Source organism: Sphingobacterium kitahiroshimense, assembly GCF_025961315.1.
GTDB classification, from domain to species: domain Bacteria; phylum Bacteroidota; class Bacteroidia; order Sphingobacteriales; family Sphingobacteriaceae; genus Sphingobacterium; species Sphingobacterium anhuiense.
Genome location: NZ_JAOQNK010000001.1, coordinates 2,871,770 through 2,885,409 on the forward strand (window position 1 = coordinate 2,871,770; position 13,640 = coordinate 2,885,409).

12 protein-coding genes are annotated in these 13,640 nt (G+C 36.7%); 11 read left to right on the plus strand and 1 reads right to left on the minus strand.

Annotation, left to right across the window (positions count from 1 at the left end):
- The first annotated feature begins 169 nt into the window (after nt 1–169).
- The 5 genes from M2265_RS12730 (at nt 170) to M2265_RS12750 (ending at nt 8,233) form a co-directional block, all read left to right on the plus strand.
- Nucleotides 170–2,614 carry an ABC transporter permease gene (locus tag M2265_RS12730; protein WP_132773459.1) on the plus strand — a complete coding sequence of 815 codons (2,445 nt, stop codon included), beginning with the start codon at nt 170–172 and terminating at the stop codon, nt 2,612–2,614.
- Nucleotides 2,615–2,841: 227 nt separating this feature from the next.
- Nucleotides 2,842–3,750 (plus strand): DUF4097 family beta strand repeat-containing protein, encoded by a 909-nt coding sequence (locus M2265_RS12735; RefSeq protein WP_132773457.1) that lies wholly within the window; start codon nt 2,842–2,844, stop codon nt 3,748–3,750.
- Between the two features lie 431 nt (nt 3,751–4,181).
- Nucleotides 4,182–6,578: an ABC transporter permease gene (locus M2265_RS12740; protein WP_132773455.1), complete on the plus strand. Its 2,397-nt coding sequence runs from the start codon at nt 4,182–4,184 to the stop codon at nt 6,576–6,578.
- Nucleotides 6,579–6,646: 68 nt separating this feature from the next.
- Entirely contained in the window at nt 6,647–7,306 is a 660-nt protein-coding gene (locus M2265_RS12745) for an ABC transporter ATP-binding protein (protein WP_132773453.1), read from the plus strand.
- 78 nt (nt 7,307–7,384) lie between these two features.
- Complete coding sequence (locus tag M2265_RS12750) at nt 7,385–8,233, plus strand: transglutaminase-like domain-containing protein (RefSeq protein WP_132773451.1); 849 nt, start codon at nt 7,385–7,387, stop codon at nt 8,231–8,233.
- Nucleotides 8,234–8,240: 7 nt separating this feature from the next.
- Here M2265_RS12750 and M2265_RS12755 read toward each other — a convergent pair whose 3' ends face one another.
- Complete coding sequence (locus tag M2265_RS12755) at nt 8,241–9,368, minus strand: hypothetical protein (RefSeq protein ID WP_132773449.1); 1,128 nt, start codon at nt 9,366–9,368, stop codon at nt 8,241–8,243.
- A gap of 155 nt (nt 9,369–9,523) precedes the next feature.
- Here M2265_RS12755 and M2265_RS12760 point away from each other — a divergent pair, with 155 nt between their 5' ends.
- The 6 genes from M2265_RS12760 to accB all read left to right on the plus strand — a co-directional run bounded on the left by M2265_RS12760 (nt 9,524) and on the right by accB (nt 13,619).
- Nucleotides 9,524–10,174 (plus strand): epoxyqueuosine reductase QueH, encoded by a 651-nt coding sequence (locus M2265_RS12760; RefSeq protein WP_021192033.1) that lies wholly within the window; start codon nt 9,524–9,526, stop codon nt 10,172–10,174.
- Between the two features lie 108 nt (nt 10,175–10,282).
- Nucleotides 10,283–10,819 (plus strand): YceD family protein, encoded by a 537-nt coding sequence (locus M2265_RS12765; protein ID WP_132773447.1) that lies wholly within the window; start codon nt 10,283–10,285, stop codon nt 10,817–10,819.
- A gap of 14 nt (nt 10,820–10,833) precedes the next feature.
- The gene (gene rpmF, locus M2265_RS12770; protein ID WP_021192035.1) at nt 10,834–11,025 is read left to right on the plus strand and encodes a 50S ribosomal protein L32; all 192 of its coding nucleotides are present in this window, start codon (nt 10,834–10,836) and stop codon (nt 11,023–11,025) included.
- A 106-nt stretch (nt 11,026–11,131) separates the two neighbouring features.
- Complete coding sequence (plsX, locus tag M2265_RS12775; protein ID WP_132773445.1) at nt 11,132–12,070, plus strand: phosphate acyltransferase PlsX; 939 nt, start codon at nt 11,132–11,134, stop codon at nt 12,068–12,070.
- A 5-nt stretch (nt 12,071–12,075) separates the two neighbouring features.
- Complete coding sequence (locus M2265_RS12780; RefSeq protein ID WP_021192037.1) at nt 12,076–13,065, plus strand: beta-ketoacyl-ACP synthase III; 990 nt, start codon at nt 12,076–12,078, stop codon at nt 13,063–13,065.
- Nucleotides 13,066–13,145: 80 nt separating this feature from the next.
- Complete coding sequence (gene accB / locus M2265_RS12785; protein ID WP_132773443.1) at nt 13,146–13,619, plus strand: acetyl-CoA carboxylase biotin carboxyl carrier protein; 474 nt, start codon at nt 13,146–13,148, stop codon at nt 13,617–13,619.
- The last annotated feature ends 21 nt before the right edge of the window (nt 13,620–13,640 follow it).

Sequence of the window (13,640 nt, forward strand, 5' to 3'; positions counted from 1 at the left end):
ACGGAAGCGAACGGAAACTGTTCATTTCCGTACAAATATAATCTACCAAAAACAACTGCAATAAACTCATTAACAGCGATATAACTATTTGGCAACACAATTGTCTCTATAAGTTACGCCCCCACTATTATCATGATAGGATATGGCTATGTAAATAAATACTGTTGTTATGTTGGTAAATAACCTTAAAATTGCCCTGCGAAATATTTCAAAGAATAAGTTTTATTCCAGTATTAAAATTGGCGGATTTGCTTTTAGTATTGCAATTTGTGTACTGATCGTTCTCTACATCAAACATGAAATAAGTTACAACAAGTCTTATCCGTCAATGGATCGTGTTTATCGTCTCATTGTCCAAGCTCCAGAGGGAAATAAAATCAATCGCTGGGTATCGCTTTCTGCTCCTGGAGCTAGAACATTAAAAGAGGAAATTCCTGCCATAGAGAACTCCGGGAGAATACTCCCAAATCCGCAATTAGGAGCAGGTAGTAATCAGCTTTCGATTAATAATTTGCCCGATAGTCATTATGATGATGGATTTGTCTATATCGACCAATCCATATTGGATATGTTTCCATCTTCGATTCAATATGGTCAGTTACAGCATGCTTTAGATAAACCGAATACCATTGTACTGACCAAAAGTAAAGCGTTTAAATACTTTAAGGGTAATCCTATTGGTCAACAGATCTATCTCAATAACAATAAGTCAAAGGCTTTTACCATTACAGGGGTCATCGATGATATTCCCAGTAATTCGACCTTATCTGGATATGGTTTCTTTATGTCCCTGGCCGGAGAACCATTTCACCCTGGTGAACAGAACAAATGGACAAGCAATAATTACACGATTTATATCAAACTGACTCCACAGGCAAATATAGATCTTGTTGAAAAAGAGATTAATAAAATTTACATCACTGGCCATTACATTCCGGAACTGATAAAAGCGGGAAGAAAAATAGGACCTATTGTCCATCAAATTAAGATCAGTCTTCAAAATGCTCTAGACATTCATTTACATTCATCTGATATCGAAGATGATCAAGTATCGACACTAAATCGCGGTGATATTCGCATGGTGTGGACTTTTGCATCGGTAGCTCTGTTTATCCTACTGATAGCTTGTATCAATTTTGTAAACTTATCGACTGCCAATGCCACAACTAGAGCAAAAGAAATCGGTATCCGAAAAACAATTGGATCTAACCGAAAAAGTCTAATCAGTCAGTTTATGACGGAGGCATTAAGCTATAGCTTTATTTCTCTATTTTTAGCGATACTCATCGCTCACCTATTACTACCTGTCTTTAATAATATCGCTCATAAATCAATTGAAATTCCGTGGTTCACATGGTATTTTATACCTTGTTTATTCATGTCGGCTATTCTGATCGGTAGCATCGCAGGGACATATCCAGCACTTTATCTTTCGGGTTTTAGACCTATCACGGCATTAAAAAATAAACTGGTTAATAATGCAAACCCTTCATTGCTGCGGAATGGTTTAGTCATTTTTCAATTTACAACATCGATTATTTTAATCGTTGGGTCATTGATCAGTCATCAGCAAATTCAATACATGCTGCAAAAAGATCTGGGATTTAACAAGGATCAGGTTATTGTACTTCGAGGTCTAAATGTAATAGGCGATCAGCTTGGTCCATTTAAAAATGAACTAACTTCCATTCCTACCGTAAATCATATTTCCGTTAGCGACTATCTTCCGGTTCCGATAGATGGTGCAAAAAGAAATGGTAACGCGTTTTGGTTAGATGGAAGACGTGAACTTGATCTTGCAACTCAGGGTCAGTTTTGGAGAGTCGATCAAGAGTATCTGGCTACTTTTGAAATTGAAATGGCTGAAGGCCGCAATTTCAATGCGCAGATAGCCTCGGACAGCATGGGAATCATCGTTAACAAACAGATGGTTAAAGAAATGGGAATTAAGAATCCAATCGGCACAAAGATTACGAATGGTGAAACATGGACGATTTTAGGGGTAGTCGATGATTTTATTTTCGAATCGCTCAAAGGTGAAGGTACAGCTCCGGTTGGTCTGGTACTCCGGGATAGCCCTTCTTTGTTGTCTATTAAGGTAAAACCGCAACATATGGATGAGACACTGAATGCGATAGCAAAAGTCTGGGATCAGTTTAGTCCAAATCAAAAGATCAATTATAGCTTTATGGATGAGAGTTTTAAAATATTATATCAAGATGTAGAGCGAACAAAAAATATTTTCACCTGCTTTGCAGTTATCGCCATCTTTATCGCTTCACTGGGTCTTTTTGGACTGGTCACCTATATCACGCAACAGCGAACTAAAGAAATTGGTGTTAGAAAGGTTTTAGGGGCAAGTGATATGCGCTTATTGAAATTATTATCGGAAGATTTTATGAAACTTGTATTAGTCGCTATTGTCATTGCCACACCTATTGGCTGGTGGGCCATGAACACATGGCTTGCGGACTTTAATTATCGTATCGACATCGGTTGGATATATTTTATTATTGCTGGTGGATGTGCTATTCTGATTGCTTTGGCAACAATCAGCTTGCAAACGTTAAAGGTAATCCATACAAATCCCGTGGAGAGTTTAAGAAATGAATAGGAATTTTCTGATCACCAGCTGTATTTGTTGCGGGATTGAGATTCATTATTGTTCAAAACCGAACGTAAACTGTTCAATAGCGAACAGGTAATTTTTAAAATAAAAACAACAAATCACTGACTACTAATTGATAAGGAGAATGGCAAAATGATTGTGTGTTTTAGTGAATACATTGTGATTGGACCTTAATAAGGTACGCCAATTAATATCTTAATAAAAACACGAATATGAAAAGATTTATTCAAACCACATTATTACTATTGTTGGTACAGGTTTCTTTCGGTCAAAAAATGGTACGGAAAGAAACTTTTCAGAACAGCAAAATTAAAGATCTCGAAGTCAGCACATCGGCCGGGGCAATTAAAGTAACCGGGTCTAATAACCAACCTGGTTCGGTTGAAGTCTGGGTATCTCGCAACGGAAACTTACTCAATTCATCAGCGGATTTAGAAAAATTATTGCATGAAGAGTATGACGTTGTCATCCAGTTAGAAAGTGGAAAATTGACCGCATCTGCTAAACGTAAAAAAGGAAACAATGGTAACAGTTCGATTTCTGTTGCTTTTTATGTAACAGTTCCTGAGTCTGTCAACAGTAATCTGAGCACTTCAGGAGGTAGTATACAGCTGAATGCACTAAATGGCAAGCAAACATTCCGAACTTCGGGTGGAAGTTTACAAATTAAATCGTTAGCAGGAAATATTTCAGGTAAGACTTCAGGTGGCAGTATCACTGCTAGCAACAGTCAGGGCGATATACAGCTCAACACTTCTGGAGGATCTATAAATCTGGATAATTGTTCTGGTAATATCCGTATCGCTACAAGTGGCGGATCAATTAATGGTAAGAATCTAGAAGGATTAGTTGATGCACATACAAGTGGCGGAAGTATTACTATGGATATGAAGCGGATGTCGGATGACATTACATTAGCTACATCTGGTGGCAGCGTGAAGATTAAAGTACCAGAAGGAAAATATAACGTCGACCTAAAAGGTTCACGTGTCAATCTTCCGTCCGCTCAAAATTTTTCTGGCAGATCTAACAGATCTTTAGCTCAGGGTGCAATTAATGGAGGTGGCAAAAAAATAGATGCCCGTACTTCTTCAGGTTCTGTATCGCTAGATTTCTATTAACTAAATATATACCAGAGTTTTAACATGCAAAAGTCAATAGATCACATGTTAATAATCTGAGTATAATAAAAAAGAGTGTTGAATTTTTCGCTTGCTTTTCTAACGAAGCAAGCGAAAAATTACTGACGTCTCTTATGAATTCCCCCTGCAAATTGAAATTTCCCGCCTCCCCTATTTCCATCCTAATCACGCATTAGCACTGTCTAATTGACTATGCATAATTTGTTTAAATATTCTGCTATTAACAAATGATGAGGATTTCTTGTCCAATACTGAACGGTTACTGTTCGATATCGAACAGTAATATAAATTAAATACAGAACAACACACTGATAATCAAACATAAACCAAAATGGCAACGCAATTGCATCTTCCGCTTTTGTAATGACTTCATACATTTCATTTTTAACAACGAACTAAACAGGCGACATATGATCTTAAACGAAATCAAAATTGCATGGCGAAGCCTATTGAAAAATAAGTTCTTTTCATTGTTGAACGTATTCGGACTGATGTTGGGATTTACAGGTTTTATCCTGTCGTACCAATACATCAATAGAGAAACAAGCTATGATAAATGGAACCCCAATTATGATCGGATCTATCAGGTTGGACTGACCTCTTCAGAAGAATTTACAGATGCAACAAATGCCATGCTTGCGCCCTTATTGAAAAAAAGTTTACCCGAAATAGAAACTGCCGGCAGAAAAATAATTTATAGTTTTGGTACTTATCCACTTTTCGGAGAAAATACGGTATTAATTAAAAATGCTGCGGTAATAGACTCTTCTGCAGCACATATTTTTCAAATTGAAAGTAAGACCGGGAACCTTTATAAGAGTAAAATTCAAAATGAGGCCACTCTAGTAAAGCAAGGTATCGCCGAGAAAATTTTCAAAAAGGGGGATTTAAATTTTGACACCCCTAAGTCTGTTCCGGTGCTTAGTTTACTATTAGATCACCATGAACGTATTTATGGAATTAGTAAGAATAATGGTTTATCTCTTATTGACCATGACTTACTTTTTATAAAAGAACCTGAGGATTTATTTACAGGAGAAATTCCATTTTCATATCAAACATACATTCAAGTAAAGCCCGGAACTAATATCGATGTTCTGACCCGTAAAATAGATAAACTCTACCACGATAAAATTGTTCCTCTATCTCAAACAGCAGCTTTATCGCAAGGAAAAATTTATTTAGATCCATTAACTAATCTACATTTAAGACCAAAAAATGGAAGTAATACGCCTTATCTCATGTTATGGATAATTGGCATTGTATCGATTATTATACTTGTATTAGCATCAGCAAATTTTGCCAACATGATCATGGCACAAGCTGACAAACGCATGAAAGAGTTAGCATTAAAGAAAATACTGGGAAGCTCGCGCTGGACGATCATTCGTCAATTACTTTTGGAAGTCTTTATTTTGACATTAACTGCAGCTGTGTTTAGTTTTTTTATGCTAAGTATTACCGGAAATGTATTGCAAAAGTGGTTCAATGATGACCTCAAACAGTACATTTTAAATCAAGATACGGTAATGTATCTTTTTCTAGGTGTAATTGGCACAACCTGTCTATCCGGAATTTACCCAGCCTTCGTACTTTCGGGATTCAAATCTGTTAGTTTATTGAGGGGCGGACTTGGTAAGACGCAACGAAAAAATACACTCCGTAATGGTTTACTGGTTTTTCAAATTGGTATTGCTTTACTATTTATGACAGGGATGCTCGTTATACATGAGCAAATCCGGTATATTCAAACCACAGACAAAGGATTTGAACCGGCACAGGTGATTACATATAAGGGCTTAGGAATGTATTATGATGGCACATTAAATGGTACATACTACAATCTTAAGGAACGACTGCAACAAGATCCCAGTATTTTATCGGTTGCTTCAGCAACAAATATGCCTGGAGATGGGGAGCTTCCTCCCAAAAAACAGTTTTCTCATAACCAAAAACAATTGGAATTCGATCACGTTGGGATCGATAAAAGCTATTTCAGCACACTGAATATAGCGGTATTAAAGGGAAATATTCCCACATCAATCAAGCAATTGCTACAAGATTCTACTTCGCATTATGCGGTTATCAATGAATCTGCGGCTATGGCATTAGATCTAGGACAGCCTATCGGAGCTAAGTTAGCCGGTTGTGATGTCAATTTTGAAATTATCGCTGTGGTAAAAGATAGTAAAGCTTATGGTTTTGAAAATGCCGTGAAGCCAACGGTCTATTCTTATAAAAATGAATGTGGATCTGCAAGACCCCAGGCAACATTAATTGTAAAAGCTGCTCAAGGAAAAGCAGCACAAGCTATCGAAACTGTAAAAAAAGAATGGCAACAAAATTCATCAACAAAATCATTGCCTCTAGAATATGCTTTTATGGATCAACAATATGCTTTGTTGCATAAAAAACAACAGGAGATGCAGACTGCTTTCAATAGCTTTACATTTTTAGCAGTTATTATTGCGGCTCTTGGTCTTTTTAGTATGGCCGCTTATCAAGTGACAATTCGTAAAAAAGAAATGAGTGTACGTAAAGTATTAGGTGCTTCTGTACAATCTATTTTCATGCAACTCAACAAACCGTTTTTCCGACTGTTTGTAACTGCTACTCTAATCTCTCTTCCTCTGACTTACTTCATACTCAACAGATGGTTGGACAATTTTGCTTACCGCATTGACTTGCAGTGGTGGTATTTTCTAATTGCAATCATGATAATTTTCATCATCATCTGCGTTTCGATCAGCTATCAGACTATACGTGCAGCAAAAGTTAATCCGGTAGATAGTCTGAGAAATGAGTAAATTAGGATAACAACAGTTTAAAAATTATATATTACATACAGTTAAAATAACCAACAAAAATAGATAAAATGATACAGTTAAAACACTTATTTAAATGGTATAATGTTGGAAGTACACGTTCATTTGTACTAAAAGATGTCAGTCTAAATATTGAAGAGGGGGATTTTATTTCGATCATGGGACCCTCTGGATCTGGAAAATCAACACTATTAAACATCATTGGAATGCTTGATGAACCCGATGAGGGTGAATACCTATTTCAAGGTGAAAATGTGTTGGAGCTAAAGCCTAAAAAAAGAACGCAGCTTTTTCAATCTCACATGGGCTATGTCTTTCAATCTTATCATCTGCTTGATGAAATGACTGTGTATGAAAACATTGAAACACCATTGATCTATAAGAATAAATCTTCGTCGGAGCGTAAGTCCATTGTCAGTGATCTATTGGACCGTTTTAACATTGTCGGTAAAAAAGATCTGTTTCCTTCACAGCTATCGGGCGGTCAACAGCAGATTGTAGGGATTGCAAGAGCTTTAGCCGGTTCTCCGTCGCTGCTATTGGCTGATGAGCCAACGGGAAACCTGAATTCTAAACAAGGAGAAGAAATCATGGAATTGTTTCAACAGCTCAACACGGAAGGTGTCACGATTATACAGGTGACCCACTCGGACAAAAACGCCACTTACGGAAAAAGAACGGTCCACATGCTGGATGGTCAATTAAAGTAACTCTATAACCATATACCTAGATATATCCCTGCATATGCTTCATTTGGCATATCGCGGGGATTTTTGTTAAATTTGTATATGGATGAAAAAGAATTACATGCTTTGGTTACTTTACTAGATGATCCGGATCAATTGATTTCTGAAGAAATCGAAAATAAATTATTGAGTTTAGGACCAGAGATCATACCTTCTTTAGAAGAGTATTGGGAATCTGCTTTTGATCCCTTCATACAGGAACGCCTGGAGAAAATTATCCATGCAATACAGTTTGATCAAATTAAAAGTGAACTTCTGATCTGGAAGATGAGCAACTCATTTAACCTCTTAGATGGCCTCATCATCATCAATAGCTATCAATACCCTTCTTACGACAATAACCTCATAAGGATGAGCTTAGAAGAGCTAAAGCGCGATATATGGATGGAGTTGCGGTATGAAATGACACCCTACGAAAAAGTATCACTGATGAATTATGTTCTATTTGATAAGTTTGGTCTTTCCGGAAATACAAATGATTATCATAATCCGCAGAATTCGTTTATCGGTAGGGTTTTGGAAACAAAAAAGGGAAATCCCCTGACCCTTTCATGTATCTACAGTATCGTTGCTCAAAAACTGGATATCCCGATCTTCGGCATTAATCTTCCTAAGCATTTTATTTTATCTTATCTGGATGAGGATCAGAACGCTGATCATTTATTGTTCTATCTAAATGCGTTTAATAAAGGTCAAGTGATGCAAAAAGCAGATGTTATTTCATTCTTAAAACAACTGAACCTCCCGCTCTCAAAAGAATTTATGTTGCCCTGTGATAATGTGACGATACTAAAAAGAGTATTACGTAATCTTGTTACAGCTTACGAACAAAATGAAAGTGTCAATAAGAAACAAGAAATCGAAATACTCTTTAAACTCTTAGAGGAATAATATAATCTTAATCGTTCTCACTTGGCCCTCTCGCATCTAAAGATAATGCAACAGGTGTTAAGGTATATTGTTTTTTCTTGTTGGGTTCTACATTATCTTTATCGGTAATCAAAAAACGGGAAACAATCTTAGTATCGGCATCGGCGACATATAAATATTTCGCTCCATCACGATTGTCAATAGCAACATCTAGTGGTCTTTTTAATCCTGTTAATGCCCCTGTAATGATACGTGTTGGTTGAATAGCACGGTCTCCTGAGACTGCTAATAATGCTCCTGCTCCTTCAAATAATAAAATTCTTCCGACACTAGTGCCGCCGGTAGAGGTATAACTAGCAACAGCAAGTAAGTCCTGACGGGCGGAATAACTAAATCCTCTGATTTCCCCCTGATCTGCTATAGTTAGAACAGCTTTGGGTGGAAATGCTGTCTCACTCAAAACTGAATCTGCGGGTTGATTTTTTCTTAAGATATCCTTAAATATCGCAATACCTTTCTTTTCTCCATTGACAGCGACATATAAGTCTGAATTATCTTCAGCGTTTTTAAAAGCCATTGTCCATGGGACTAATTTCCCTAGGGATATCTGTTGATTTCTTTTTGCTTTTCCTCTGTAACTTCCTGGTCGTTGAAACAGATAGATACTCGGAGGTCTAGTACCTTCACCAAGATCTGCTACATATAAATTTTCTGTACCCTTATTATAATGGTAGGCTAATCCTCTGACACGGGTTAACAATCCATTTGAAATTAAACCATTAGATGCGGGAGCTCCTGTTACAGGATTTACAGACATTACCTGAATGCTTGTATCTTTTACAATACCACCATCATTAGCACTGCTTTGAAAAATATATTTTGCGATTGGGTTAAATAATATTGCTGCCCCACCTTTTGTACTTGAATTATAGGATAAAGAAGGTTCAAAATGAGTCAATGAGTCAGCAGGATCAATAATATCGACATTGTTATAAGGTGTCTGCCCCTCATCCAATTGATAATCCGAAAAAGAAACATACAGCCTCGAGATTGCTACCTTAGCCAATGCTGGCTCATCATCCTCTCGTACACATGAAGTCAAGCATGTTACAATAGCCAATAAAAGTAAAGTTATATACGTTGTTAGTGATTTCATTTTTAATCTGATATAGGTACAAATCTACAAATATGATCCAATATAAAGATAAAAAAAGAGAGATTGGCGAGGGTACAATAAATTCTGTTTATCAAATATTTGCTAGTTCAGTACTTTTTGAGTAAAATTGCCAAACTTTTATCAGTAAAATAGCAATGGAAGAGAAGGAGTTCATCAGAGAAAAGTTAACATTACCTAACGAAGGCAAAAATCTGCTTTTACATTCGTGCTGTGCACCCTGTGCTGGTGAAGTAATGGAGGCTTTGATCAGCTCGGATATCAAATTTACAATCTATTTCTACAATCCTAACATTCATCCTCGTAAAGAATACGATTTACGAAAAGAGGAGAATATCCGTTTTGCAGAAAAACATAATATTCCTTTTATTGATGCCGACTATGATGTAGATCATTGGTTCGACTTAGCAAAGGGAATGGAAAACGAACCTGAGAAGGGAATTCGTTGTACGATGTGCTTTGACATGCGCTTTGAGAAAACAGCAGAATATGCTGCTGCGAATGGATTTGATGTTATATCAAGTTCTTTAGGAATCTCAAGGTGGAAAAACATGGATCAAATCAATGATTGTGGTGTACGTGCTGCCTCCCGCTTTGAGGGAATGGACTATTGGACATTCAACTGGAGAAAAAAAGGTGGTGCTATCCGCATGTTAGAAATATCTAAAAAAGAAAAGTTCTACATGCAAGAATATTGTGGTTGCGCTTACTCTTTACGGGATACCAACCGTTGGCGAATGGAAAACGGTCGGGAAAAAATAGAATTAGGTAAAAATTATTATGAATAACCGCTTGCTATAAGGCATATAAATGAAGTCGAAATTGAAATATATTTTTAAAAAAAATTTCAATGCTAACTTATTTATACATACCTTTGCAGGCTCAAATGCAAGATTGTGAAACATCTAATACAATACAAAATACCGTTTTCGGGGCTAAATGCAGGGAAGCACAATTTTGAGTTTGAGATCGATAAAAAGTTCTTTGATTGTTTTGAGCATTCCATTGTTAAAGATGGTCATCTAACAGCAAATGTTGAATTACAGAAGCAAGAAAATCTGCTTATTTTAAATTTCACAATTGTTGGGGATATCGGATTAACATGTGATGTTTGTTTAAGCGAATTTCCATCGCCTATTACAGTAAAAGAGCGGATATTGGTCAAATTCACCGCTGAGGACTGGACTGATAATACGGAAGAAGTACTGGTATTGTCTAAAACCGATCATGAGCTAGACCTGACCGAATTGCTATATGAATATATCAATTTGGCAGTTCCTTTGTTTGCTAAGTGTAGTGACCAAGGAAAAGATATTACCTGTGATCCGATTATGTTAGCGCATATATCAACTGAGCAACAGAAGGAAGAGCAAGTAAAAGAAGAGAACATTGACCCACGTTGGGCCGCATTAAGAAATATTAAAAATAACTAAAACAGAAATACGAGATGGCACATCCAAAGCGTAAGACTTCTAAATCAAGAAGAGACAAGAGAAGAACACATTATAAAGCAGACAGACCTAGCTTAAGCATTTGTAAAGAAACTGGTGCAGTTCATTTACCACACCGTGCATACACTGTAGATGGTAATTTGTACTACAACGGTAAATTGATCATTGAAAATACGGCTGTTGTCTAACTTAGATCTTTCAAAACATAAAACATCCCAAAACGAGTATAATTTTCAAATTATACTTTAATTTGGGATGTTTTTTGCGTATTATTGACTTGAAAAATAATCACGAATGAAGATTGGTTTAGATATTTTAGGTGGCGATTATGCCCCTAATGCAACAATATTAGGTGCGATAGAAGCTCAGCAACTCTTGACAAAAGATCAAAAACTTGTTCTTTTTGGTGATGAGGATGAGACTAGATCGCTTATTGAAAAAGCTGGGGGTAATCCTTCGGACTTTGAATATATACACGCACCTGAAAACATTAGTATGGGTGAACACCCTACTAAAGCGATTACACAAAAACCCAACTCTAGTATAGCCAAAGGCTTTGAATTACTAAAAAACGGTGAAATTGATTCTTTTGCTTCTGCTGGTAACACCGGAGCAATGCTTGTCGGATCTATTTTTAGTGTAAAAACGGTACCCGGCGTACTAAGACCTGCTATAACGACAATTGTACCCAAACTGAAATCCGGTTTTGGATTACTACTTGATGTCGGAGCTAATGCGGACTGTAAACCCGAAATGCTTAATCAATTTGCAATTTTGGGAAGTTTGTATTCGCAACATATGTTTGGTATTTCTTCTCCGAAGGTTGGTTTATTAAACATCGGTGAAGAAGAAGAAAAAGGAAATATCCTAACCACAACCACCTATCCCCTTTTAAAAAATAACGAACGCATTAATTTCATCGGAAATGCCGAAGGCCGCGATCTGTTTTCAGATATTGCCGACGTGTATGTTTGTGATGGTTTTACAGGGAATGTTGTTTTAAAGCTAGCAGAATCATTTTACGTAGTAACATTGAAAAAAGGATTTAAAGATGAGTTCTTTGATCGATTCAACTACGAGCAGTATGGAGGTAGTCCTGTTTTAGGAGTTAATGCTCCTGTTATAATAGGCCATGGAATATCAACTCCTCAGGCTATTAAAAATATGGTTTTACAATCTAGAGATATGATCCAGTCAGATTTTATTGACAAAATCAGATCTGCTTTTAATTAAATTTTATGTCAAAAATTCATGCTGCGATTACAGCAGTTGGTGGATATGTACCTGATTATATCCTCACAAATAAAGAGCTGGAAACTATGGTTGAAACCAATGACGAGTGGATTGTATCTCGTACAGGTATCAAAGAACGTAGAATCTTAAAAGGAGAAGGTAAAGCTACTTCGGACCTTGCTGTACCTGCGGTGCAACAATTATTAGAAAAAAGAGGAATTACTGCAAAAGATATTGATTTGATCATCTTCTGTACAAGTACTCCAGATATGCTTTTTCCTGCCACAGCTAATATCTTAGCCGATAAAATTGGGGCTACAAATGCTTGGGGATATGATTTACAAGCGGCATGTTCAGGTTTTCTTTTTGGCTTGACAACTGGTGTCCAATTTATTGAATCGGGTAAACATACAAAAGTATTGGTTGTCGGTGCCGATAAAATGTCTTCAGTAGTCAACTATCAAGATCGTAATACGTGTATTTTATTTGGAGATGGTTGTGGTGTAGTGCTACTGGAACCTAACACTGATGGCAATGGTATTCAAGATGCAATCTTGAAAACGGATGGTTCAGGTGGTCAATATTTAAATATCAAAGGTGGCGGTTCTCTAAATCCGGCATCCCATGCTACTGTGGACGCTGGTTTACACTATGCTTATCAAGAGGGAAAAACGGTATTTAAATTTGCTGTTACCAATATGGCTAATGTAGCAGCCGAGATTATGGAGAAAAATAATCTTCAAGCTTCGGATATCGCTTATTTAGTACCGCATCAAGCAAATAAACGTATTATCGATGCAACAGCAGAACGTGCTGGACTACCGGAAGAAAAAGTAATGATTAATATTCAGAAATATGGTAACACCACAAGTGCCACTATTCCTTTATGTTTATGGGAATGGGAAAGTAAACTGAAAAAAGGTGATAACCTGATTTTAGCAGCTTTTGGGGGTGGATTTACTTGGGGATCTGTATACTTAAAATGGGCTTACTAAGTACAAATATTATTTTGTAGCTTTGAAGGCTGTTTTAAGAATTTTAAAAATTAACACTAAAATATTTAACCTGCATAACTATGGGTATGGACATTAAACAAATTCAAGACTTGATTAAATTCGTTTCAAAATCAGGTGTGAATGAAGTAGCAATCGAAGAAAAAGATTTCAAAATTACGATAAAAACAAATCAGGAGCCTACATATGTAACCGCTTCGGTTCCAGTTGCAGCAGCACCAGTGGCAGCAGCTCCTCAACCGACTGCAGTTGCTCCAGCAGCGGCAACTCCTGCAGTAGTTTCTGAAGAAGCTAATTTTATCACGATTAAATCGCCAATGATCGGAACTTTTTACCGTTCTGCGGGACCTGGTAAACCGACATTTGCTAATGTTGGCGACGAAATTAACAATGGTAATGTATTGTGTATCATTGAAGCGATGAAATTATTCAATGAAATTGAATCTGAAGTTTCAGGTAAAATTGTTAAAATCTTGGTAGAAGATGCTCAACCAGTTGAGTTCGATCAACCATTATTCTTGGTAGATCCTAGATAAACAATCGTCAATATTTTTATT

What these genes read in the sequence shown, in the direction of transcription:
- M2265_RS12760 (WP_021192033.1), top strand. Translation starts at nt 9,524, where the DNA reads ATGGAAGAGAAGGAGTTCATCAGAGAAAAGTTAACATTACCTAACGAA.
- M2265_RS12755 (WP_132773449.1), bottom strand. Translation starts at nt 9,368, where the DNA reads ATGAAATCACTAACAACGTATATAACTTTACTTTTATTGGCTATTGTA.
- M2265_RS12735 (WP_132773457.1), top strand. Translation starts at nt 2,842, where the DNA reads ATGAAAAGATTTATTCAAACCACATTATTACTATTGTTGGTACAGGTT.
- rpmF (WP_021192035.1), top strand. Translation starts at nt 10,834, where the DNA reads ATGGCACATCCAAAGCGTAAGACTTCTAAATCAAGAAGAGACAAGAGA.
- M2265_RS12730 (WP_132773459.1), top strand. Translation starts at nt 170, where the DNA reads ATGTTGGTAAATAACCTTAAAATTGCCCTGCGAAATATTTCAAAGAAT.
- plsX (WP_132773445.1), top strand. Translation starts at nt 11,132, where the DNA reads ATGAAGATTGGTTTAGATATTTTAGGTGGCGATTATGCCCCTAATGCA.
- M2265_RS12780 (WP_021192037.1), top strand. Translation starts at nt 12,076, where the DNA reads ATGTCAAAAATTCATGCTGCGATTACAGCAGTTGGTGGATATGTACCT.
- accB (WP_132773443.1), top strand. Translation starts at nt 13,146, where the DNA reads ATGGGTATGGACATTAAACAAATTCAAGACTTGATTAAATTCGTTTCA.
- M2265_RS12740 (WP_132773455.1), top strand. Translation starts at nt 4,182, where the DNA reads ATGATCTTAAACGAAATCAAAATTGCATGGCGAAGCCTATTGAAAAAT.
- M2265_RS12745 (WP_132773453.1), top strand. Translation starts at nt 6,647, where the DNA reads ATGATACAGTTAAAACACTTATTTAAATGGTATAATGTTGGAAGTACA.
- M2265_RS12750 (WP_132773451.1), top strand. Translation starts at nt 7,385, where the DNA reads ATGGATGAAAAAGAATTACATGCTTTGGTTACTTTACTAGATGATCCG.